Origin of the sequence: Palleronia sp. THAF1 (genome assembly GCF_009363795.1) — a bacterium.
Taxonomy (GTDB): Bacteria; Pseudomonadota; Alphaproteobacteria; order Rhodobacterales; family Rhodobacteraceae; genus Palleronia.
Genome location: NZ_CP045420.1, coordinates 2754510 through 2776473, shown reverse-complemented (window position 1 = coordinate 2776473; position 21964 = coordinate 2754510). Strand labels below are relative to the sequence as shown.

The 21964-nt window shown below is 64.2% G+C and carries 27 protein-coding genes; 13 read left to right on the top strand and 14 right to left on the bottom strand.

What is annotated here, in order from left to right; genetic code table 11:
- The first annotated feature begins 26 nt into the window (after positions 1-26).
- On the top strand, positions 27-1100 hold the full coding sequence (locus FIU81_RS13895) for a DUF2793 domain-containing protein (RefSeq protein ID WP_172971480.1): 1074 nt from the start codon (positions 27-29) through the stop codon (positions 1098-1100).
- Here FIU81_RS13895 and FIU81_RS13890 read toward each other — a convergent pair.
- Positions 1097-1423, bottom strand: a complete 327-nt coding sequence (locus tag FIU81_RS13890) for an AzlD domain-containing protein (protein WP_124110495.1) — start codon at positions 1421-1423, stop codon at positions 1097-1099. The two genes, FIU81_RS13895 and FIU81_RS13890, sit on opposite strands and share 4 nt — an antisense overlap.
- Positions 1420-2127 (bottom strand): AzlC family ABC transporter permease, encoded by a 708-nt coding sequence (locus FIU81_RS13885; protein ID WP_124110496.1) that lies wholly within the window; start codon positions 2125-2127, stop codon positions 1420-1422. Before FIU81_RS13885 ends, FIU81_RS13890 begins: the two co-directional genes overlap by 4 nt.
- 57 nt (positions 2128-2184) lie before the next feature.
- On the opposite strand from FIU81_RS13885, the gene FIU81_RS13880 reads away from it, so the two are divergent.
- From FIU81_RS13880 to FIU81_RS13860, 5 genes are read left to right on the top strand one after another with little or no spacing between them, the layout of a single operon-like run.
- Positions 2185-3039 carry a formate dehydrogenase accessory sulfurtransferase FdhD gene (locus tag FIU81_RS13880; protein WP_124110498.1) on the top strand — a complete coding sequence of 285 codons (855 nt, stop codon included), beginning with the start codon at positions 2185-2187 and terminating at the stop codon, positions 3037-3039.
- 11 nt (positions 3040-3050) lie between these two features.
- A complete protein-coding gene (locus FIU81_RS13875; protein WP_124110499.1) occupies positions 3051-3554 on the top strand; it encodes a hypothetical protein in 504 nt (167 codons plus the stop codon).
- Entirely contained in the window at positions 3551-4159 is a 609-nt protein-coding gene (gene mobA, locus FIU81_RS13870) for a molybdenum cofactor guanylyltransferase MobA (RefSeq protein WP_124110501.1), read from the top strand. Before FIU81_RS13875 ends, mobA begins: the two co-directional genes overlap by 4 nt.
- A complete protein-coding gene (mobB, locus tag FIU81_RS13865) occupies positions 4156-4650 on the top strand; it encodes a molybdopterin-guanine dinucleotide biosynthesis protein B (protein WP_124110503.1) in 495 nt (164 codons plus the stop codon). The genes mobA and mobB overlap by 4 nt, the downstream gene beginning before the upstream one ends.
- Positions 4647-6788: a molybdopterin-binding protein gene (locus tag FIU81_RS13860; RefSeq protein WP_124110505.1), complete on the top strand. Its 2142-nt coding sequence runs from the start codon at positions 4647-4649 to the stop codon at positions 6786-6788. Before mobB ends, FIU81_RS13860 begins: the two co-directional genes overlap by 4 nt.
- Here the strand turns inward: FIU81_RS13860 and FIU81_RS13855 are convergent.
- Complete coding sequence (locus tag FIU81_RS13855) at positions 6785-7549, bottom strand: zinc-ribbon domain-containing protein (protein ID WP_124110507.1); 765 nt, start codon at positions 7547-7549, stop codon at positions 6785-6787. The genes FIU81_RS13860 and FIU81_RS13855 overlap by 4 nt on opposite strands.
- A 146-nt stretch (positions 7550-7695) precedes the next feature.
- Here FIU81_RS13855 and FIU81_RS13850 point away from each other — a divergent pair, with 146 nt between their 5' ends.
- The 3 genes from FIU81_RS13850 to FIU81_RS13840 are packed head-to-tail and all read left to right on the top strand — an operon-like array spanning position 7696 to position 9988.
- A complete protein-coding gene (locus tag FIU81_RS13850; RefSeq protein WP_124110509.1) occupies positions 7696-8373 on the top strand; it encodes a cell division ATP-binding protein FtsE in 678 nt (225 codons plus the stop codon).
- Positions 8374-8390: 17 nt separating this feature from the next.
- Positions 8391-9263: a cell division protein FtsX gene (locus tag FIU81_RS13845; protein WP_124110780.1), complete on the top strand. Its 873-nt coding sequence runs from the start codon at positions 8391-8393 to the stop codon at positions 9261-9263.
- The gene (locus FIU81_RS13840; protein WP_124110510.1) at positions 9260-9988 is read left to right on the top strand and encodes a lysophospholipid acyltransferase family protein; all 729 of its coding nucleotides are present in this window, start codon (positions 9260-9262) and stop codon (positions 9986-9988) included. Before FIU81_RS13845 ends, FIU81_RS13840 begins: the two co-directional genes overlap by 4 nt.
- A gap of 66 nt (positions 9989-10054) precedes the next feature.
- Here the strand turns inward: FIU81_RS13840 and pheT are convergent, their stop codons facing one another.
- The 4 genes from pheT to pheS form a co-directional block, all read right to left on the bottom strand.
- The gene (pheT, locus tag FIU81_RS13835) at positions 10055-12451 is read right to left on the bottom strand and encodes a phenylalanine--tRNA ligase subunit beta (RefSeq protein WP_124110512.1); all 2397 of its coding nucleotides are present in this window, start codon (positions 12449-12451) and stop codon (positions 10055-10057) included.
- Positions 12452-12515: 64 nt separating this feature from the next.
- Positions 12516-12713 (bottom strand): phenylalanyl-tRNA synthetase subunit beta, encoded by a 198-nt coding sequence (locus FIU81_RS13830; protein ID WP_124110513.1) that lies wholly within the window; start codon positions 12711-12713, stop codon positions 12516-12518.
- A 39-nt stretch (positions 12714-12752) separates the two neighbouring features.
- Complete coding sequence (locus FIU81_RS13825; RefSeq protein ID WP_254695927.1) at positions 12753-13031, bottom strand: YrhK family protein; 279 nt, start codon at positions 13029-13031, stop codon at positions 12753-12755.
- Positions 13028-14104 (bottom strand): phenylalanine--tRNA ligase subunit alpha, encoded by a 1077-nt coding sequence (gene pheS, locus FIU81_RS13820; RefSeq protein ID WP_124110514.1) that lies wholly within the window; start codon positions 14102-14104, stop codon positions 13028-13030. Before pheS ends, FIU81_RS13825 begins: the two co-directional genes overlap by 4 nt.
- Before the next feature lie 123 nt (positions 14105-14227).
- Here pheS and FIU81_RS13815 point away from each other — a divergent pair, with 123 nt between their 5' ends.
- The gene (locus FIU81_RS13815; protein ID WP_124110515.1) at positions 14228-14959 is read left to right on the top strand and encodes a dienelactone hydrolase family protein; all 732 of its coding nucleotides are present in this window, start codon (positions 14228-14230) and stop codon (positions 14957-14959) included.
- A 19-nt stretch (positions 14960-14978) separates the two neighbouring features.
- On the opposite strand, the gene FIU81_RS13810 is transcribed toward FIU81_RS13815, so the two are convergent.
- The 5 genes from FIU81_RS13810 to pyk all read right to left on the bottom strand — a co-directional run bounded on the left by FIU81_RS13810 (position 14979) and on the right by pyk (position 18621).
- Entirely contained in the window at positions 14979-15887 is a 909-nt protein-coding gene (locus FIU81_RS13810) for a CHAD domain-containing protein (RefSeq protein WP_172971479.1), read from the bottom strand.
- A gap of 210 nt (positions 15888-16097) precedes the next feature.
- Positions 16098-16463 (bottom strand): 50S ribosomal protein L20, encoded by a 366-nt coding sequence (gene rplT / locus FIU81_RS13805; RefSeq protein WP_124110517.1) that lies wholly within the window; start codon positions 16461-16463, stop codon positions 16098-16100.
- A 12-nt stretch (positions 16464-16475) separates the two neighbouring features.
- Positions 16476-16679, bottom strand: a complete 204-nt coding sequence (gene rpmI / locus FIU81_RS13800; protein WP_124110518.1) for a 50S ribosomal protein L35 — start codon at positions 16677-16679, stop codon at positions 16476-16478.
- A 108-nt stretch (positions 16680-16787) separates the two neighbouring features.
- Positions 16788-17033, bottom strand: coding sequence for a hypothetical protein (locus FIU81_RS13795; RefSeq protein WP_124110519.1), 246 nt, complete (start codon positions 17031-17033; stop codon positions 16788-16790).
- A 142-nt stretch (positions 17034-17175) separates the two neighbouring features.
- Positions 17176-18621: a pyruvate kinase gene (gene pyk, locus FIU81_RS13790; RefSeq protein ID WP_124110520.1), complete on the bottom strand. Its 1446-nt coding sequence runs from the start codon at positions 18619-18621 to the stop codon at positions 17176-17178.
- A 140-nt stretch (positions 18622-18761) separates the two neighbouring features.
- Between pyk and FIU81_RS13785 the strand changes: the two genes are divergently transcribed.
- Genes FIU81_RS13785 through FIU81_RS13775 form a run of 3 tightly spaced genes read left to right on the top strand, consistent with a single transcriptional unit; the run spans position 18762 to position 19896 of the window.
- Positions 18762-19058, top strand: coding sequence for a DUF1244 domain-containing protein (locus FIU81_RS13785; protein ID WP_124110521.1), 297 nt, complete (start codon positions 18762-18764; stop codon positions 19056-19058).
- Complete coding sequence (locus tag FIU81_RS13780; RefSeq protein WP_124110522.1) at positions 19058-19654, top strand: DUF5671 domain-containing protein; 597 nt, start codon at positions 19058-19060, stop codon at positions 19652-19654. The genes FIU81_RS13785 and FIU81_RS13780 overlap by 1 nt, the downstream gene beginning before the upstream one ends.
- The gene (locus FIU81_RS13775; protein WP_124110523.1) at positions 19651-19896 is read left to right on the top strand and encodes a hypothetical protein; all 246 of its coding nucleotides are present in this window, start codon (positions 19651-19653) and stop codon (positions 19894-19896) included. Before FIU81_RS13780 ends, FIU81_RS13775 begins: the two co-directional genes overlap by 4 nt.
- A gap of 6 nt (positions 19897-19902) precedes the next feature.
- Here the strand turns inward: FIU81_RS13775 and FIU81_RS13770 are convergent, their stop codons facing one another.
- Both FIU81_RS13770 and FIU81_RS13765 read right to left on the bottom strand, forming a co-directional pair.
- Positions 19903-21213, bottom strand: coding sequence for a DUF2252 domain-containing protein (locus tag FIU81_RS13770; RefSeq protein WP_254695926.1), 1311 nt, complete (start codon positions 21211-21213; stop codon positions 19903-19905).
- Positions 21214-21331: 118 nt separating this feature from the next.
- Positions 21332-21931 carry a DNA-3-methyladenine glycosylase I gene (locus FIU81_RS13765; protein WP_124110525.1) on the bottom strand — a complete coding sequence of 200 codons (600 nt, stop codon included), beginning with the start codon at positions 21929-21931 and terminating at the stop codon, positions 21332-21334.
- Between the last annotated feature and the right edge of the window lie 33 nt (positions 21932-21964).

Genomic DNA, 21964 nt, shown 5'->3' with positions numbered 1-21964 from the left:
TCCCGGTTTGCGAAAGGTTGCGCCCGATGTCCGACAACTCTCCCAATCTCGATCTTCCCTTGATCCAAGCCGCGCAGGCGCAGAAGCACGTGACCCACAACGAAGCCCTGGCACGGCTGGATGTGCTGTCGCAGCTTGTGGTGCAGGGCGTTGACACGGTGTCGCCGCCCGACACACCCGTGGATGGACAGGCTTGGATCGTGGGTGCGGACCCGACCGGGGATTGGGTGGGCGCGGACGGGCAAATCGCGGCGTGGTTGAACGGCGGCTGGGTTTTCGTGACGCCGCAGATCGGTTGGATCGCGGTCGAGGCGACGACAGGCGCTTTGCGCGTCTTCGGGGCCGCGGGCTGGCGCGGTCCGGTTTTGTCGGACATCGATCGGCTGGGCGTCGGTGCTGCGGCGGATGACACCAATCGGCTAAGCGTCGCCAGCCCCGCCACGCTTCTGTCGCACGCGGGTGACGATCACCGGCTGACGGTGAACAAGGCGAACACCTCGGCCACCGGATCGCTGTTGTTCCAAAGCAATTTCTCGGGGCGAGCAGAGATGGGCCTTGCTGGAGAGGATGCGTTCTCGGTCAAGGTTTCGGGCGATGGCGCATCTTGGACAACTGCGTTGCGCGTTGACCCCACCTCCGGCACGATGGACGGGGCCGCGGTTCAGCAAGCGCCCACCGACACCACCGCAGGTAGGTTGATGCGCGCGGATTACGGATACGGTCCGGGCAACGTGTTGGCCGCAGTGGCAATGACCGGGGATGTGCCCACGGGCGGACTGATCGAGACGGACGGATCGGCCACCGCGCGCTATACACGCTTCGCCGACGGCACGCAGATCTGCACCGGGCGGTTCGAGGATATCGACATCACGCTAGACATCGAAAAAGCGGGTGGCTTCACAGGGCCGCGCGATCAGGTGGATTACCCGATGCCCTTCGTCGAGCCGCCCATTGTCATGGTCAATCTTCTGAACACGACCGACGCGATCCTATTCAACGCCACGGGCGGGCTGACACGAGTCGCTTACGGTCTGTGGTCTGCCGTCAGTGCGACGGTCAGCGTCCGTGCGCGTTACGTGGCCTTCGGACGGTGGTTCTAAAACAGCCAAAGCCCCAGATACAGCGCCGCCCCGCCGCCGAAGAGCGCGAGCAACAGGTTGCGTGTGGCCACAGCAAGGCCAAGCGTAACGGCAGCGGCCACACCGCGGGCGGGGTCGAACACCCCGTCTGTCGCGGCTGGGAAGGCCACCAACGGCGCGATGATACCGGGAAAGACGGCGACCGGCGTGTAGCGCAGAAGCCGTAGAACCAGGGGCGGCAAATTGCGGTCGCCCAGAAGGCCGAGGAACGAAAACCGCAGCAGAAACGTGCCCGCGCCCAGCGCGGCGATGACGCCCCAGATTTCCCAAGCGGATGCATTCATTTCCGACGCTCCTGCCATGTCTCGACGCTTGCGCCGACAACGACCGCGATGGCAGCGGCCAGCATCAGCCCGACACCGGGCGGCAGGTCTGCCAGCAGCAACGACAGAACTGCCGACACGATGGCCGCCGATACGTGCGGCAGTGTCCGCAACAACGGGCCGACCATCGCGATGAAGGTCATCGGTAGCGCGAAGTCGAGCGCCCAAGCCTCTGGCACCGTGGCGCCCAAGGTCGCACCGACGAATGTCGCCAGATACCACATCGGCACGATGGGCGCGGCCACGCCCAGAACGAAGGCGACCTTAGCACCCACGGTCATCGACGGGTGCGTCTCATACTCCACGATGGCCGGGGCGTAGCATTGATCGACCATCACATAAGCGACCAGCGCCCGCTTCCACAGCGGTGCGCGGCCCAGGTGCGGCACAAGGCTGGCTGAATACATCGCCATGCGCAGGTTCACCGTCAGCGACGCGGCAAGCACCAACAGCACCGGCGCGTTCTCGGTCATCAACTGCACAGCGGTGAACTGTGCCGCCCCCGCGATCACCAGAACGGTGAACCCCATGACCTGCGCGATATTCAGCCCCGCCTCTGCCCCGACGACGCCGAACAGCAGGCCAAAGGGCACGATCACCAGCACATATGGCAGTCCCTGCACCGCGCCGCGCGCAAAGGATGATTTCGCGGTGGTGGACCCCATGTTGCCGCCCTATCGTTGGTCTTCGATCCCTGTGCCCCAGCCGGTAGCGACCCGCAAATGCAATTCCGTGATCCCCCCCATCACATCGCCCCCAACCCCGGGAACCCGCGCCTGACGCGCAGGGTGCAGGGCACCGATCAGACGGGTGCGGTGCAGGACATATCCGTAGTCGAAGAGCGGCCCCTGACGATCTACCTGAACGGGCAGGAAATCGTGACCGCGATGACCATCGGCGACTACCCCGAATACCTCGCCCTGGGGTTCCTGAAAAACCAGGGGATGCTGCGCGATGGGGAGACCGTGACCGGCGTGGATTACGACGAAGAGGTCGAGACCGTCGTCGTGCGCACCGACCGCCCGACGAACCACGAGGAAAAGCTGGCCAAGAAGACCCGCACCAGCGGCTGCGCGGTCGGCACCGTCTTCGGCGACATGATGGAGGGGCTGGAGAACCTGCGCCTCCCACAAGCCGAGTTGCGCACAAGCTGGCTGTACGCGCTGGCCAAGACCATCAACACCACGCCGTCGCTGTACCTTGAGGCGGGCGCGATCCACGGCACGGTGCTGTGCCAGGGTGATGAGCCTCTGGTCTATATGGAGGACGTGGGCCGCCACAACGCGGTGGACAAGATCGCGGGCTGGATGCTGGCAACGGGCGCCGATCCGACCGACAAGATCCTGTATACGACCGGGCGGCTGACATCGGAGATGGTCATCAAATGCGCCCACATGGGCATCCCCTCACTGGTCTCGCGCTCTGGCTTCACCGCCTGGGGGGTAGAGATAGCGACCCAAGTGGACCTGACTCTGATCGGCCGGATGCGCGGAGAGCGGTTTACCTGCCTGGCGGGGGAACACCGCCTGATCCGCGATGCTGCTCCGGGGGCAAATGCACTATCGGCAAGCCGATGAGCAATGATCTTGTGTTCCGGTTCGAGATCGAGCCCGCTTTGTATCGCCGCGCGATCACGACGCCTATCGACCCGCCCCGCAAAAACGAAGATGGGTTTCGCGCGCTCGCTGCTACAGTAGGCGCGGTGCTGGCCATTGTCTGCACGGATCTTGCGCTGTTCGGCGGAGGGTCCCTGGTGCCACTTTCGGCCGGAGCCTGCCTTGGGGCAATCCTGGTACTGCTGGTCTGGTGGCGGCAGCACAGACATCAAGTGAGCATGCATGCGGCGTACAACCAGACCGGTGGAGAAATGGCTTTGCGCTTCGATCCGAAACGGATCGTGGCCAGTCGGCCCGGGATTGAAAGCCACGTAGAATGGCGGTTCGTGCGCGCCGTTCGCCACATCGACGGTGCGATCCTGATCGAGCTTCCAACCGCAAGGTTGATCCTTCCTGAAACCGCGCTGCCGACGGAAATGAACGCGAGCGATCTGCTGCGGACCCTGTCGGAGTGGCATCGAAAGGAAGCGCCATGATCGCCCCTCTTGGCGTAATCCTTGCAGGTGGCCGCGCGACCCGGATGGGCGGTGGCGACAAGGGGCGGCTGATGCTGGGTGGCCGGTCGATCCTGGATCACGTTATCGACCGCTTCGCGCCGCAGGTGCCTGATATGGCGCTGAATGCGAATGGCGATCCTGATCGGTTCGCCGATCTTAGGCTGCCGGTGATCCCCGACAGTCTGGCCGACCATCCCGGCCCCCTTGCAGGCGTTCTGGCCGGGCTGGACTGGGCTGCTACCAAAGGCGCGACCCATATCGTTACCGTCGCCGCCGACACACCGTTCTTCCCCGCCGATCTGGTGCCGCAGCTTCTTCTGGCTGCCGAGGCGCAGGGCCATCCCATCGCGCTTGCCGCGACACCTGATCCCGAGCGCGGGATCGCACGGCACCCGACCTTCGGCCTTTGGCCCGTCGCATTACGCGATGACCTGCGCGACGCCCTGAAGGACGGCACCCGGAAGGTCGTCGCATGGACCGACCGGCACGGCACCGCGCTGGCAGCCTTCCCGGTGGATCGCGGCGATCCATTCTTCAACGTGAACACGCCAGAAGACTTGGACACCGCACGGGGCATGGCATGAAGCTTTACGGCGTCACAGGCTGGAAGAACGCGGGCAAGACTGGGCTGATGGTGCGTCTGGTGGCCGAGTTTCGCGCGCGGGGGGTGACGGTCAGCACCCTGAAGCATGCGCACCACAGCTTCGACGTGGACCAGCCGGGCAAGGACTCGCGTCGTCACCGAGAGGCGGGGGCTCATCAGGTGCTATTGTCGTCCGGCACGCGCTGGGCGTTGATGACGGAACTCGACGATGCGCCAGAGCCGCCGCTGTCGGACCTGTTGGCGAAGTTGGCCCCGGTCGATCTGGTGCTGGTGGAAGGCTGGAAGCGCGACACCCACCCCAAGGTCGAAGCTTGGCGTGCCGAAACAGGTCGCCCGCTGATCGCACCCGACGACCCGACGATTCGTGTGGTCGCGGCGAAAGGGGACACGGGACTGACCGACCGCCCTGTGTTGGACCTTGATGATACCGCTGCCATCGCGGACTTCATCGCAAGCCAGGTAGGGTTGTGAGCGGGTTCGACACCGTCATCGTCGTGGATTGGTCCGCCGCTCAGGGCGTGCGCCCCATTGGTAAAGACGCGATCTGGATCGGCGTTGTGTCGCAGGGTGAGGCGGAAGAGCCAGTCCATATGCCGACCCGCTTGGCCGCCGAGGCATGGCTGGCCGACCGTCTGCGCGCAGAGATCGCCACCGGTCGGCGCGTTCTGGCAGGGTTCGATTTTCCGTTCGGCTATCCGGCAGGCTTCGCGCGGCAGGTGACGGGGTCCGATGATCCGCTGGTTCTGTGGGACTGGCTGGCCGAACGGATCGAGGATGACGCGAAAGGCGTGAACAATCGCTTCGAAATCGCATCCCAGCTTAATCGGATATTCACGGGTGTCGGGCCATTCTGGGGCAAGCCGTGGCAATGGAAGGAGCGTTTCGACGATATACCGTTCAAAGGCACGGACCGGACCCAGACAACGGTCGCTGAGAAGCGGGCCTGCGATACCGTGGCCAAGGCATCGTCCAGCGTCTGGCAATTGAACGCCCATCCGACCGTTGGCGGGCAGGCGCTGATGGGGTTGCCGATGCTCTCAAGGTTGCGGCGGATCGATGGTGTCGCGGTCTGGCCATTCCAAGACTGGCGGGATGCGCCTGCGGTTCTGGCAGAGATCTGGCCGGGACTGATCGAAAGCGCCGTGCCGAAGGATGGCATCAGGGACCGTCATCAGGTGCGGCTGTTGGCTCATGTGCTTGCCGCGCTGCCTGCTGACGAACTGGCGGCGATGATGCAGATCGACGCGCCAGAGGAAGGGTGGATTCTTGGGGCGGAACATCGTGACCATCTGACGGGGCTGGCACGAAATGCCCCTCCGGAGGCGTACGGCGCGCGCGTTAAGCCGGACCATTCCGACCTGACCCCGCCGCCATTGTCCAACGACTGCTTCGCCCTGCCGCCCGGTGTCGACTGGACCCCGGTGGACACGGCGCTGGACCTGTTGCGCAAACGCCTGCGCGGGGTGACTGGCACCGAGAGCGTTGCCGTGCTGGGTGCCGACGGACGCATCCTTGCCTCGGCCGTCAACGCGATCCGCGCCAATCCACCCGCGCCGAATGCGGCGGTGGATGGCTACGGATTCGCCCATTCCGCAACGGGCGATGGCGCGCAATCCCTGCCACTGACCAATGGACGGGCGGCGGCGGGCGCGCCGTTCACAGGGACGGTGCCGCAAGGCCACGCCATTCGCATCCTGACGGGCGCGATCCTGCCGAACGGTGTCGATACCGTCGTGCTGGAAGAGGATACGCGCACCGATGCCACCCACGTCGCCTTCAATGGTCCGGTCAAGCCCGGCGCGAACACCCGGCGCGCCGGAGAGGATGTGGATGTCGGCGCCCCGCTGTTCGACGACGGCCATCGCCTGACGCCACCCGACCTTGCGCTTCTGTCTGCCACCGGCTCTGCGACTGTGCTTGTGCGCAAACGCCTTCGCGTCGGGGTCTTGTCCACGGGTGATGAACTCGCGTCGCCCGGCGCAACCGAGGATCCTGCGCGCACCTATGACGCCAACCGCCCAATGCTGCTGGCCATCGCGGCACGTTGGGGGCATGAGGCGGTCGACTTGGGTCACGTCGCGGACAATCGCGACATTCTGCGCGCGGCGCTGGACGCTGCTGATTGTCATGCGATCCTGACGAGCGGCGGCGCATCCGCAGGCGACGAAGATCATGTATCGGCCCTTCTACGGGACGAGGGCGCGTTGTCATCCTGGCGGATCGCGTTAAAGCCGGGCCGCCCGCTGGCACTGGGAATGCGCGGCGGCGTTCCGGTCTTCGGCCTGCCGGGAAACCCCGTCGCCGCATTCGTTTGCGCGTTGATCTTCGCGCGCCCGGCCCTTTCTGTGCTGGCAGGAGGCACTTGGGTCGAACCCGAAGGCTTCACAGTACCCGCAGACTTTTCCAAGATGAAGAAGCCCGGACGCCGCGAATACCTGCGTGCGCGCATGGGGCCGGATGGCGTGCAGGTCTTCGGGTCCGAAGGTTCCGGCCGTATTTCTGGATTAAGCTGGGCCGATGGACTTGTGGAATTGAAGGAAGGCGCGGCTACGATCACACCGGGCGATCCGGTGCACTTCCTGCCCTACGCAAGCTTCGGCTTGGTCTAGGATCCTGCGTCAGGCGATCCCGCGATGCCGCCGATGGCGTCCGCAGCCGATTGAAGTGCATCGTTCACGATCTGGCGTAGCGCGTTCGCCCCGTCCACATAGGCGCTTAGCGCGGGTTCCAGCGCGGGCACGGCAGCGGCGACGCGTGGAGCCAACAAATAGATCGCGATCAGAAGCAGCGCGATCAAGATCATTGCGACGAACCCACCGCGGAAGCCCGGGTCGCCGGTGGTGTCTGCTTCGTCGGTGATTGTCATAGCGTCTGAACCGTAGTGCTGCTCTGGTGGCCGGGCGTCGAGTGTAGAGTTGATCTCTTCAATGTCCGGCAGGCGGCCACTGCGCGATTCCGTTCGGGGAGAGGGCGCCGTGTCCAAGTCCGCGCTCGCCTCCGTGACGCGTTCCTCTGGCGTTTCATCCAGCCCTAGATCGGCTTGCGTCTCCAGCGATGTCTCTGCCGCACGGCGGCGCGCGCGACGGGCGGCTGCTTCTCGCTCGGCCTCTTCCTTCAGGATGCGACGCGTCTCGTCATCCATCTGACGGCGGGCGGGTGGCTTAGGTTCAGCCGTCTCTTCGGGGACAACGGCTTTGTCTTCCGCGGGGGGCATCGCTGCGGAAGGAACTGTGATCTCTTCGGCGTGACCGTCGCTGAACTGCATCCAAGTGTGACCGCAGGCCGAACACTGCACGTCACGGCCCGCGTCGGGGATCATGTCAGCCTCGACTTCGTATTCCGCTGCGCAATTGGGACAGGTGATCCGCATGATGCCTCGCCGGGAGTTCCCGATCGTCCTTTTATAGTTAACATCACGGTAGCGACAGCATCGCACAAATCCAACACCAGAGCCGACTGCCGATTGAATCGCCCCGCCCTGTGAGGCAAAACGGTCGCGCGAAGGCGAGGCGACCCGTGATCGAGCTGAACGACGTCAGATACGGCTACGACACAACGGCGCTTCTGAGCGGGATTTCCCTGCGGCTGGCACCCGGTTCGTTCCATTTCCTGACCGGCCCGTCCGGGGCGGGAAAGACGACCCTTTTGAAGCTGTGCTATCTGGACCTTGCGCCATCCCATGGTGAGGTGATCGCCTTCGGGCGCCCCGTCTCGGAACTGGGCCGTGACGGCGTGGCGCAATTCCGGCGTCGCGTGGGCGTTGTGCATCAGGACTGCGGCTTCCTGAACCACCTGTCGTTGCGTGACAACGTGGCCATGCCCCTTGCTGCGGCGGGAGAGGACCCAACGCCCCGGCGTGCGGAACTGGACGAATTGCTGGCTTGGGTCGGGTTGGGTCATCGCGCCGATGCGCTGCCGCCGGAACTGTCGGGCGGAGAGCGGCAGCGTGCGGCGCTGGCGCGGGCCCTGATCCTGTCGCCGGACGTAATTCTGGCGGATGAACCAACGGGGAACGTCGATTGGGAGATGTCGCTTCGCCTGTTGCAACTGCTCGTCGAATTGAACCGCATGGGCAAGGCTGTGCTCATCGCCACCCATGACCTGAACCTGATCCGCGCGGCGAAATCGCAGGTGTCCGCGCGTGTGCTGCGGTTGCGGCAGGGGCAGTTGGATATGGCCGGGGCCGATCTGTGAAGAGCGTGTTGGAAACGATGAAGGGCGACACCAACGCCGACCGGATCGTCCCGGCGCGTGGTTTTTCGGCTCGGCTGACCGTCTTCACCGCGGCTGCTATGGCCTTTCTTGCGGTCTTCGCGATGGCTCTTTCCCTGGCGACCAGTCGGTTGGCCGAGCGATGGTCAACCTCGCTGGCGCAATCCTCGACGATCCGCATCTCTGCGCCGATGGACCAGCGTGAGGTGCAGGTGGCGGCGGTGCTGCGTATCCTGTCAGAGACCCCTGGCGTGGCCTTCGCCCGCGCGATCCCGGCGGAAGAACAGCGCGCGCTTCTGGCCCCGTGGTTCGGCCCGGACCTGCCGGTAGAGGCATTGCCGATCCCGCAACTGATCGAGGTGATCGAGGATGACGCGGGTTTCGATGCCGAGGGTCTGCGCCTGCGGCTGGGCGCGGAAGCGCCGGGTGCCGTGCTGGACGATCACACCCGCTGGCGCAGACCGCTGGTGCGCGCGGCGGATCGGCTGAACACGCTTGGACTAGGGATTCTTGCGCTGATCACGCTGACGATGGCGTCGATGGTAACGCTTGCGGCGGGATCGGCGCTGGCGGCGAACCGCGAAGTCATGCGCGTGCTGCGTCTGATCGGCGCCCGGGACGTCTTCATCGCCCGCGCCTTCGTTCGCCGGTTCACCTTACGTGCGCTTGGCGGCGCGGCGCTGGGAACGGTTGCGGGCATGATCGCGATCTGGGCTCTGCCCAGCGTCGAGGCGGCGGGCGGCTTCCTGACGGGGCTGGGCTTCACGGGATTCGGGTGGCTCGCCCCTATGGTCATTCCGCCGGTCGCGGGTATCGTGGCCTTCTGGGCCACCCGTATCACCGCCATGCGCGCCTTGAAGGACATCCCATGATCCAGGCCATCCGCTCGTTCATCTTCACGATCCAGATGTATGTCGCCATGGCGCTGATGGGACTTTGGTGGGTGCCGGCCACCCTTCGCGATCCGGCCAACGGCAATCGCGCGATCCAGGCCTATTGCCGTTATGTGCGTTGGTCGGCGTCCTGGATGATCGGGCTGACGTCCGAAGTGCGCGGGACGCCCCCCACGGGTGCCGTGATGATCGCAGCCAAGCACCAGTCTTTCTTCGACATCATCATCCTGTGCTCGGTCCTGCCAGCGTTCAAATTCATCATGAAGAAAGAATTGACGCGCACACCCGTGCTGGGTTGGTTCGCTCTCAAGATCGGCTGCGTGCCGGTGGATCGCGGTAAGAAGGGCCAAGCCATCGCGAAGATGCTCGCCGATGTGCAAAAGGGCGCGGCGCGACCCGGCCAACTGATCATCTATCCCCAAGGCACGCGCGTCGCGCCGGGTGTCGAGCTTCCCTACAAGACGGGGACGGCGGTGCTGTATCAACAGCTGGGCCAGACCTGCGTGCCGGTTGCGGTGAACGTCGGCGTCTTCTGGCCGCGCACCGGTATCGTGAAAAAGCAGGGTCACGCCGTGATCGAATTTCTGGAGCCGATCCCGCCGGGTCTGGATAAGCAGCCCTTCGTGGATCGACTGCGTGAGGCTGTCGAAGAGCGTTCAGACGCGTTGATGGCCGAAGCCGGATGGGCCGCGGTCAAGGCCTGAGGGTTGTTTTCCTTGGTCGCCGTCCGGCTTGAGTATTGGGAAAACAAAGAAGGGGTGCGCCGCGCTTTAGCTGCGCAGCGTACCGCCTGTTGCCCCTTCGACCTTCTGGACGATCTTGGCCGCAATGGCCTCGATCTCTTTATCAGTCAGCGTCTGGTCCTTCGGCTGGATGCGCACCGTGATCGCCAGCGATTTTTTCCCATCACCCAGCGATCCACCGATGAACTGATCGAAAACGCGCACCTCGTCGATCAGCGCCTTGTCCGCGCCCTGCGCGGCGGCGATCAGCGTCTGCGCCTCGACCCGCGCGTCCAGAACAAAGGCGAAGTCCCGTTCCACCGCTTGCAGATCACTGATCGCCAGCGCCGGGCGGGCGTTGCCGGAATTGCGCGGCACGGGTACTTCGTCAGGCCAGATTGTGAAGGCCATCGCGGGTCCTTTGACGCCCATCGCGCGCAAGATTTTCGGATGCACTTCACCGAATGCGCCAAGCACCTTCTTCGGCCCAAGCCCGATGCGCCCGTGGCGACCGGGGTGCCACCAGGCGGCCCCATCGCGGAAGATCTGCACCTTTGCGGGCGCGCCGAGCGCGGCCAACACTGCCTCTGCATCGGCCTTCACATCGTAGACATCAACCGCGCGGGTGCTGCCATGCACATCCTTGGGGCCGGTGCGCCCGGTTACCAGACCGGCGACCTGCACCACTTGCTCACCCGGTTCACCGCCGTGGAAGGCGCTGCCGACCTCGAACAGCGCCAGATCGCCTTGGCCGCGTTTCTGGTTGCGCGCAGCGGCGTGCAGCAGGCCTGCGAGCAGATCAGGACGCAGGTGGCTCATCTCGGAGGAGATCGGGTTCTCGACGCGCGTGGCATCCGTGCCGCCACCGAAAAGATCGGCGGTGGGCTGGTCGATGAAGCTGTAGCTGACGACTTCGTTGTAGCCGAGAGCGGCGCAGGTGCGGCGGGCGGTCTGCTCGCGTCGCTGGGTCTCTGTCAGGATCGGCTTGGGCACGCCCGTCTGCGCGCGAACCATGGGTTGCGGAACAAGCCGGGTCAGGGACGCGACGCGCGCCACCTCTTCCACCAGATCGGCCTCTCCCTTCACATCGGGGCGCCACGTCGGCACGTGGGCCATGTCGCCATCCATGGCGAAACCAAGTGCGGTCAGCGTTGCGCGCTGCTGGTCTTCGGGTAGATCCATCCCCACGAGCGACGCGCAGCGCGCCGCGTCGAGCTTATACGCACGGGCGTGGTCCGGGGCGGCGCCGGCTTCGACCACCTCGGACGCCTCACCGCCGCACAGGTCCAGGATCATCTGCGTCGCGGCGTCCAGACCGGGGCGCGTGTAGGCGGGATCGACGCCACGCTCAAACCGGTAGCGTGCGTCAGAGTTGATCTTCAGCGCACGGCCCGTGCGGGCGATGGTCACCGGCTCCCACCAGGCGGATTCGAGGAACACGTCGGTCGTGCCGTCCTCCACGCCCGAAGGCGCGCCGCCCATGATGCCTGCGATGCTTTCAACGCCGGCGTCGTCAGAGATGGCGACCATGCCGGGCGCGAAGGTGTAGGTGCGCTCGTCCAACGCTTCCAGCGTCTCGCCGCCGTCGGTCAGGTGAACGCGCAGGTCGCCTTTGACGCGGGCGGCGTCGAAGACGTGCAGGGGGCGGTTCATGTCGAAGGTGAAGAAGTTGGTAATGTCCACGAGGGCCGAGATCGGGCGCAACCCGATCGCCTTCAGCCGCGCCTGCAGCCAGTCGGGCGAGGGGCCGTTCTTCACGCCCCGGATCAGCCGCCCGGTGAAGTGGGGGGCATGGGGCAAGGCCGCGTCGTCGATGGTCACGCCGATGGGGCAGGGGAAGCCGCCGTCGATGGCAGATGTCTCCTGCGGCTTCAGCGTGCCCAGACCGCGCGCCGCCAGATCGCGGGCGATGCCGCGCACAGCCAGCGCGTCGGGGCGGTTGGGGGTGATCGCGATCTCGATCATCGGGTCGATGGCGTCGGGGCGGTTCGTGGCCAGCCAGTCGGCGAAGGATTGCCCGACCTCGCCCGACGGCAACTCGATGATGCCGTCATGCTCTTCCGACAGTTCCAGCTCGCGCTCCGAGGCCATCATGCCGTAGCTTTCGATGCCCCGGATCTTGCCGACCGCGATGGTGGTGTCGAGGCCGGGGATATAGGTACCGGGCTTGGCGACGACGACGGTGATGCCTTCGCGCGCGTTGGGTGCGCCGCAGATGATCTGGGTGGGGCCGTCGCCCGCCTCCACAGTGCAGACGCGCAGGCGGTCTGCGTCGGGATGCTGGGTCGCGGCGGTGACGCGGCCAACGGTGAAGGGGCGCAGGGCGGCGGCGGGGTCGACGACCTCTTCGACTTCCAGCCCCAGATCGGTCAGAGCCTCGGCGATCTGGTCGACGCTTGCGTCGGTGTCCAGGTGATCCTTCAGCCAGGAAAGGGTGAATTTCATCGTCGCGGCCCCGTTTGTCGTTCGCCAGCGGCGATACCGCAGGGGCGGGCGAATGGGAAGCGGATCAGTCCGACTTGTGCGCGGCGGCCCATCGGGCGACGGCGAACGCGGGCAGGATGACAACGGCCCAGCCGACAGCGTTCAGGATCGTGAGTTGCAGCTTCAATTCGGTCGGCCAGTCGGGCGAGAGCCATAGTGCGACGTGACCCGCGATGACGAGGGCGGCGAGGAGAAGGAAGGTCGCGATCTTGAGGCGTTTCATGGTTGGAAGATGGGGGCGGCCAGAGCGTTGCGAAATGCGTCACAAACGCTCGGACAGGTCCTTGTTATCATCCATCGCCGCCAGCTTGACCTCTCGCCACAGCTTCAAGGTCGGCTTCACCGCAAAACAGACCGAGCCGATGACGAAGAACCAGATCGCCAAGGTCTCCCACGTCGGCCAGAAGAACAGCACTGAGCCGATCACGAAGCACATGGCTGCGGTGAAATCGACCAGCGTGTAGGCCATCTCGACCCGCGCGTAGAAGCGCTTGGAGCGTTCGGACTTCTGTCGGTTGGCGTGGTGGAAGAGTTGGGTCACACTCCGCCCCGCAATGTTGGTACGCGCAATCCGCTGAACCCGTAGTGGCGCAGCCAGCGCAGGTCGCTGTCGAAGAACGCGCGCAAGTCGGGGATGCCGTATTTCAGCATGGCGATGCGGTCGATGCCCATGCCGAAGGCGAAGCCCTGCCATTCCGTCGGGTCGATGCCGCCCGCTTTCAGCACCGAAGGGTGGACCATGCCAGAGCCGAGCACTTCCAGCCAGCCGTCGCCCTCGCCGACCTTCACGGTGCCCCCCTCGAACGAGCACTGGATGTCGACCTCTGCCGACGGCTCTGTGAAGGGGAAATGCGACGCGCGGAAGCGGGTTTTGACCTGTTTGCCGAAGTAGGCCGAGAAGAACTCTTCCAGCACCCACTTCAGGTTCGCCATCGAGATGTCGCGGCCCAGCGCCAACCCTTCGACCTGGTGGAACATGGGGGTGTGCGTCTGGTCGTAGTCGGCGCGGTAGACGCGGCCGGGGCAGATGATGCGCAGCGGCGCACCCTGTTCCTGCATGGACCGGATCTGCACCGGAGAGGTATGGGTGCGCAGCACGTGCGGCGGGCGATTGCCGCCTTCCGCGCGGTGCATGTAGAAGGTGTCCATCTCTCCACGGGCAGGGTGGTGGTCGGGGATGTTCAGCGCGTCGAAGTTGTACCAGTCCGATTCGACCTGCGGACCTTCGGCGACAGCGAAGCCCATGTCGGCGAAGATTGCGGTGCATTCCTCCCACACTTGGCTGACGGGGTGCACTGATCCTTCGGCCACTGATCGGGGGCCGCGACGGCCCGGTAGCGTCACGTCCAGCCATTCTTCGGACAAGCGGGCGTCCAGCGCTGCATCTTCCAGTGCCATCTTCTTGGCGGCGATGGCGCTGGTGATTTCGTCCTTCAGGGCGTTCAGGCGTGGGCCTTCGACCTGCCGTTCCTCTGGCGTCATCTGGCCCAGCTTGCGCATTTCCAGCGCGATCTCGCCCTTCTTGCCGATGGCGGCCAGCCGGACCTCTTCCAGCGTGGTCTCGTCCGCTGCCTCGGCGATCCGGGTCAGGTAGGTGTCGCGCAGATCGCTCATGGTGTGGGGCCCCTTGGATGACGCAGGCGTGCTACCGCGCCGCCCGGCGCCTGACAAGGTGCCGCTCTTGCCGCCGTGCCCTGCCGGGCCACCATTCAAGGCGTAATCAATGGGAGAGACAGCATGTATCGTTATCTGATCTGCAGCGCACTGATGGCGGCCCCGGCGTTGGCCGAAGATGTGGACTACGACTACGAGGGCGTCGCGCACACTGGCTATTTCGCGGCCGCTGAAAATCCGCGCGGCTTGGTTCTGATCGCGCACGATTGGGACGGGCTGACCGACTACGAGAAGATGCGTGCCGATGAGCTTGCGGGCATGGGCTATGACGCCTTCGCGATCGACATGTTCGGGGCCGACAGCCCGGCGGAGAGCATGGACGAACGCCGGGCTGCGACGGGCGAGCTGTATCAGGACCGCGAAAAGATGCGCGCTCTGATCGCTGCTGGTGTTCAGGCGGCGCAGGGTATGTCCGATGCGCAGTCGATGGTGATGGCGGGCTACTGCTTCGGCGGTGGTGTTCTGCTTGAAGCCGCGCGCTCGGACATGGCGTCCGACTTTGCAGGGTTCGCCAGCTTTCATGGATCGTATGAGACGCCAGAGGGCCAAAGCTATGCTGAAGGCGCGGGCCCGATCCTGATCCTGCACGGTGCCGCCGATCAGGTGGCGACGACTGAACAGCTTGTGGCTTTGATGGGAGAATTGGACGACGCCGGCATCGCCTACACCTCCGAGATCTATTCCGGCGCGCGCCATGCCTTCAGCGTCGAAGGGTCGGATCGCTATCAAGAGCGAGCGGCGACTGAAAGCTGGGAAGCGTTCACCGACTTTCTGGACGAAGAAATCGGGGCCTGAGCGGGGTAGGGCGCTTGGGCTAGTCTGACGGGATCAGTCGACCCGAGCGCCAGATGTCATAGTAAATTGCGACACGCCGGGCAAAGCTGTCCGGCGTGTCGGCCATCAATGCGGCGCCGATGTCGAAGAGGATCGGGCGTAAGCGGTCCTGTTCTTCACTTAACGCCAGCCGCGCCTTAGCTAGCGCATCGTCCGGCACTGCGCCGTCCTGCTGTGACAAGATGGCATCCAGCAGGGTAGCGTCGCGCGTATCTGCCAGCCCGTCCAGCAGCGCATCGGCCAAAGCAAGATGCGCTTCCATCGGGCCGGGCATCGTGACGCGCAGCAGACGAACATGGGTGCGATGGTAGGCAGTTTGTGTGCGCCATACGTGCAGCCTTTGTGGAGTGGCGTCTGTAACGGCAAGCGCCACTGCACGGTCCGCGCGGCGGTGCGTCTTGGCAAGCGCACGCTCCAACGCGTCGCGATCCATGATCGTAGGCCAATCCAGCACCCGCTCGCGCGCAGACAAAAGGGCTATTTGAAAGCGCTGCAGCAGATCGGGGACATCGTCGCCGCGCAGCCGCTTTTCGGCCTGTTGGGCGATGGCGGCGCGCAAAGAGACGGCGGCGTCGTGCCCCAAGCCATCGATCAGAAGGTCTGCGAAGCGATCAATCGCAGTCACCATTTCGACGCTGTCGCATAGGTCCACAACGATGCGTCCCGCATCCCGCAGCGCAAGGTTTTGCGCGGGATGGTCCGGCAGGATCGGCCGCACAAGTCGCAGCAGACCTCGCACCTTTTTCAGATGTGTGCGGCCCAATCGGGCCTTCCGATCGACGGGCAAAGCGCCGTTCCCAAGCGCGGCCAAGGCCGCGTCCAGTCTGGCTAAAGCGATACGCTTCACCCCCGCCGCGATATCCGCGTCGTCGGGTTGCAGAACATGCACCAACCCGATTTCCCAATGTTACCCCGACATCAGCTTACGGATTTTTCCATCTGCCCGGCAAGCGTTGGATGCCCAGAATTATGCCGCATTGCAGGAACGCCGCCACAGACAATTGCACGGCAAGGCGTCCTGGTACCGATCGCAGGAATGGCCCTACGAACGCAAAAGGCCGCCCCGAAGGACGGCCTTTCTTCTTCAAATCGTGTAGGTTCAGGCGGGCAGGGCGCCCTTGGCCTGATCCACGATGGCGTTGAACGCCTCGGGCTCGTGCACGGCGAGATCGGCGAGCACCTTGCGGTCCACCTCGATCCCGGCCAGCGCCAAACCGTTGATGAAGCGCGAATAGGTCAGCTGATCATCGTGGGCGCGCACGGCGGCGTTGATCCGCTGGATCCACAGGGCACGGAAGTTGCGCTTGCGGTTCTTGCGATCGCGCGTGGCGTATTGGTTCGCCTTGTCGACGGCCTGCGTGGCGGTTTTGAAGTTCGTCGAACGGCGGCCGTAGTAGCCTTTGGCGGCCGTGATGACCTTCTTGTGGCGGGCGTGGGTGACCTTGCCGGAAGTAACTCGGGACATCTGCTGTTCTCCTTAGCGCGCGTAGGGCATGAAGTGGGCCTTGATCGTCTTCTGATCAGGCTCGCTGAGAACTGTCGTGCCGCGTGCGTCACGGATGAATTTCTTGTGGCGCTTGATCATGCCATGGCGCTTACCGGCCTGACCACCCATGACCTTGCCGGTCGCGGTCACCTTGAAGCGCTTCTTGGCGCTCGATTTCGTCTTCATCTTGGGCATTTCCGTCTCCTATCGGGTCGGTTGGCGCGGAACGCTCGGCATGCCACTTGAGCCGGCCCCCGCGGTATTCAGGCGGCCCCTTTACCGCCGGCCCGCGCGGAACGCAAGTCAGTTCACGATAGAGGCGATGACTTCGATGAAAGCCATAGGCACATCTTCCCAGACGTAGTCGCCCGGATAGGTGTTCAGCGTCCAGAAGGTCATCAGCCCGCCGACAACAATCAGCACCAGACCGATCTTCGGAATGCGCCGATCCACCCAGGCCGCGAAGATGGACGGCACCGCCAGCGCCAGAAAGACGACCGAAATCACGATGGCACTGTCGCGCGACAAGTTCAGATGGATGCTGGCCACCCAGCCACCAAAATCCGACGCCAGTTCCCCGGCGTCGGCGCGCAGATCGGACGTGCCGTCCCACAGGTCCGTGACCGAAGACGCGATCCGGCCCCGCAGATCAGCGGTAGAGGCCCAGAGATCGCGCAGCCAGTCCAGCGACCTACTCCGGATCGCTGGCGTAGATCAGCCGCTCTTCGCAGGGCGCGACGCGCAGAATGTTGGTTGTCCCGGCCTGACCGAACGGCACACCGGCGGTGACGACGATCTGGTCGCGCGCCTCTGCAAAGCCTTCGGCACGGGCGGCGCGGGCCGCGTTGATGACCGCCTCCTTGAAGCGCGTCACCTCACCGGTCATTACGCAGTGCATTCCCCACGACAGCGACAGCCGACGGGCCGTTCCCTTGCGGGACGTCAATGCGATGATCGGAACCTCGGGACGCTCACGTGCTACCAGAAGCGCGGTCGTGCCCGACTGCGAATAACAGCAGATCGCCTTGATGTCGGTGGTTTCGGCAATCTCGCGCGCGGCAGAGACGATGGCGTCGGCCACCGTTTCCTTCGCACCGGCACGGCTGGCGTTGATGATGTCGCGGTAGGTGGGGTCTGCCTCGACCTCCATGGCGACGTTGTTCATCGTCTGCACCGCTTCCATCGGATACTGACCGGCGGCGGATTCGGCGGACAGCATGATGGCGTCCGCACCTTCGTAGATCGCCGTTGCCACGTCAGAGACTTCTGCGCGCGTCGGCATCGGGCTTTCGATCATCGATTCCAGCATCTGCGTCGCGACGATCACCGGTTTGGCCACGGCGCGGCACTTACGCACCAGACGCTTCTGGATCGGCGGCACGTTCTGCACCGGCAGTTCGACGCCCAAGTCACCGCGGGCGACCATGATGCCGTCCGAGGCTTCCAGGATTGCTTCGAAGTTCGTCACGGCCAGCGGCTTTTCGATCTTCGAAAGGATCGCGACGCGTCCGCCCGACAGATCGCGCGCTTCCTGCACGTCGCGGGGGCGCTGCACGAAGGACAGGGCCAGCCAGTCGACGCCCAGCTTGCAGACGAATTCCAGATCCTTGCGGTCCTTGTCGGACAGCGCGGCCAGCGGCAGCTCCACGTCGGGCACGTTCACGCCCTTGCGGTTGCTGATGGTGCCACCAACGATCACTTCGCAGTTCGCGTAGTCCTTGCCGTGGTCCTTGACCTTCAGCCGGATCTTGCCGTCGTTCACCAGCAGCGAGGCACCCGGCTCCAGCGCATCGAAGATTTCCTTGTGCGGAAGCTGAACACGCGTGGCGTCGCCCTCTGCGCTATCAAGGTCCAGACGGAAGTCCTGCCCTTCCTCCAGCTCTGCCGAATCGCCCTTGAACACGCCCACGCGCAGCTTCGGACCCTGAAGGTCCGCAAGGATGGCGATGGGGTGGTCCAGGTCTTCTTCGATCTGGCGGATGATCTTGTGCTTTTCCGCGATCTCGTCGTGGCTGCCGTGGCTCATGTTCAGGCGGAACACGTCGGCTCCGGCCTCGGCGAGGGCACGGATAGTATCGTAATCGGATGATGCGGGCCCCAGCGTGGCCACGATCTTGATCTTGCGAAGGCGTCGCATGAAGGGCTCCTGTTAGCGTCGATCAGGCTTATGCGGCAAAGCCCGTGGGCTGACAACAGCGCCGCGCACCCTTGGGCGTCAATCCTTGAACTTCGTATCGGCGCTGCCCAATCTTGCATCGAACCGCAGGAGAGACACCCATGGACGACGCCACCCGCACCGAGCTTGAAGCCGCCGCCTTCCGCCGCCTGCGCTACCATCTGCAAGAGCGGACGGACGTGCAGAACATCGACATGATGAACCTGACGGGGTTCTGCCGGAACTGCCTGAGCCGCTGGTATCAAGAAGCCGCGAACGAGCGGGGCATAGAGATGGACAAGCCGCAGGCGCGTGAGATCGTCTATGGCATGCCCTACGACGAATGGCAGGCCAAGCATCAGACAGAGGCGACCGCCGACCAGAAAGCCGCCTTCGACGCCGCGCCCAAGGCGCACTGATGGCCCAGCGCGGAGAGTTGGATCGCTTCGTGCGCGACGCGCTTGTCGCGGGACGCAGCCGTGACGACATCCGCGCAACGCTGGTGCAGGCCGGATGGCGCGCCAAGGACGCCGACCGCGCGCTGGGTGCCTTCGCCGATGTGCCCTCTATCCCGCCGGTGCCGCGCCCGCGTCCCTTCGTTTCAGCGCGAGAGGCCGTGATCTATGGGCTGGCATTCCTGTCCCTGTCGGTCGTTCTGGTGAACCTTGTGGGCATGCTCTTCGACGCCATAGAGACGTTCACGGGGACGGATGCTCGCTGGCGGCTGGACATGCAGGCATGGCGCGTGGCCGCCATCCTTGTGTTCGCGCCCATCTTCGCGCTGATCGACTGGCGTGCGGATCGCGACAGCCCGACGCGCAAGATCATGGCCTACGCCGCCCTCTTCTTTGCCGTCCTGGTACTGCTGTTCACGCTCGTCGGCGTTATCGCGCTGGCGCTGGGCGGTGGGTTGTCACTGGAAGTTGTGCTGAAGGCATTGGTGCTGGCGGGAACTGCCATGCTGGTCATAGGCTATTACCGCAGAGACTTCATTTCCGACGGAGACAGACCATGATCCGCACCACCGCACTTGTTCTTTGCGCCGCCCTTGCTTCGCCCGCTGTCGCGGCACCCAACGCGCAACTGACCAACTCTATCGCTCAACGGCTGGATCGGGTGGGGATTCAGATCATCCCAGAGCGCCTGACCAACAGCCAAGCCGCAGCGCTACATATGATGCTGGTGTCCACGCGCGGCTACGTGGAAAAGCGCAGGAAGGCCAAGGCGATCCTGCGCAACCCCGATTTCCTGGACTGACAGGGATCAGCGGTAGACCATATCGATGCTGTCGAACGCGCCGGCCTCGAAGTCTTCGATGAACGCCTTGTGGTCGTGCTTCAGCCGCTTCGCCGTTTCCTCGGTGAAGCGGATTATATCGGCGCAAAACAGTTCAGTCGGCTCGCAGGCCGCCACGATGGACGGCTCGACGTCATAGTCCACCTGACCCAGATCGTCGGACAGCGCATGGGCTTGCGCCAATGCCGCACCGCAGACACGGGCGTATTTGCGCCAAGTCTTCTTCGACAGTTCATCCAGGTCGATGTCATCCCGGAATGGGGCACGTTCGCGTGACATGAAGGGTTTGCCGTCGATTTCCACCGCACCGTAGAAGATGTCGCCCTGCGCAAGCTGCACACTTTGCCCATGCGCGATACGGTCTGCCTTTCTACCGGCGTCAAATTCCGTAGGCGGCACAAGGCCTTCCAAGGCCGAGCGGCGGGCGTCCTTGAACTCGATAATCAGATCGTCCGTCGCATCCTTGGACGGCCCTTCGATCAGAACATAGTAGCGCGGCAGTCCAAGCGACGCGGTGCCCTGACCGTGCCGTTTGCACACGTCCTTCACCTTCAGCTCACCCGCGCGATCCGGCGCGTCGATTCCATTTTTCTCGGCCAATTCGTTGATGGCCTTCTGGAACTTCTCGACCTCTGAACTGATCGGCTCCAATTCGTCATCCGCCCGAAAGCCACGGCCGTTCTCCTTCAGGTAGTCGCTCCACAACCAGTCCTTGCGCTCTTCCCAGGCATCTTCGAACAGCCTGCGGATCACCTTCGGAGAGTTGTCCATCCGATAGGCATCGTTCTTCTCGGTTTCATTCTCGGCATAGGCGCGCATCTGTTCCAGATAGCCCTCGACGAAGGCCTTGATGATCTTGCGCCGGTGCTTCTTCGACAGATCGCCCTCTTCCTTCGCGGCCAGCCAAAAGCCCACCGCGCCGCGTTTGATGTCCCACGTGAAGGGGGCGTAGATGACTTCGTCGAAATCGTTGACCGAGAAGATGGGCACGCCGTCCTTGTTCGGCATCACTCCAAAGTTCTCGGGGTGCACGTCGCCTAGCGTCAGAACTGTGGGCATGTGGGCGTCGTGGCCGGTCATGTCGCGGTAGAACAGCAGGGCGGTGCCGCGAAAGAAGCTGAAGCGGCTGCCTGCAAGCTTCTTGAACTTGTCGCGGGTGCCGGCGGCCTGTTCCTCGATCCGGGTCTGGTGGTCCTCGCGCAACGTGGATCGCACGTGCTCGCGCCGGGCCTGACCGCGCAGCATGTCCGGCGGCACGATCTGCTTGCCGCTGGTCATGTTCTCGCACAAGGCGCGAAAGTTTTCGACCCGACCTGCCGCTTTCTTGACGGGATCTAATGTGTCTTTCTTCGTTTTCTTCTGCGCCATAGTGCCCTCGGTTCTTAAACTCCCGTGATCAACGCGACGCTGCGGGTGCGCGTTCCCCTTCGGCCAACTGTTGTGTCGGTTCGTGGCGGAAACAGCCGGTCAGATGGTCGTTCACCAGCCCGCAGGCCTCCATCCACGCATAGACGATGGTGGGGCCACAGAACTTGAAACCCCGCGCCTTCAGCGCTTTCGACAGGGCGACCGACGCGGGTGTTTGGGTCGGCACAGCTTCCATGGTATCGAAGCGATTTTGCACCGGCGCGCCATCGACGAAGGACCAGCAGAAGGTCGCGAAGTCTTCGGGCATGTCCAGATAGGCGCGCGCGTTGCCGATAGTCGCCGCTATCTTGCCGCGATGGCGCACAATCCCCGGATCGGCCAGCAGGCGCTGGACGTCTTCGTCGCCCCAGCCCGCGATCACCTCTGGGTCGAACCCCTCGAACGCCGCGCGGAAGGCGTCGCGCTTGCGCAGGATCGTGATCCAGCTCAGCCCCGCCTGAAACCCGTCAAGGATCAGCTTCTCCCACAGGGCGCGCGAATCGTACTCCGGCACGCCCCACTCTGTGTCGTGGTAGGCAACGTAGACAGGATCGGTCCCGCACCACGGGCATCTGGTCGAATGGTCCAAACAGTAAATCCACTAAAGTTGTTTATTTTTACG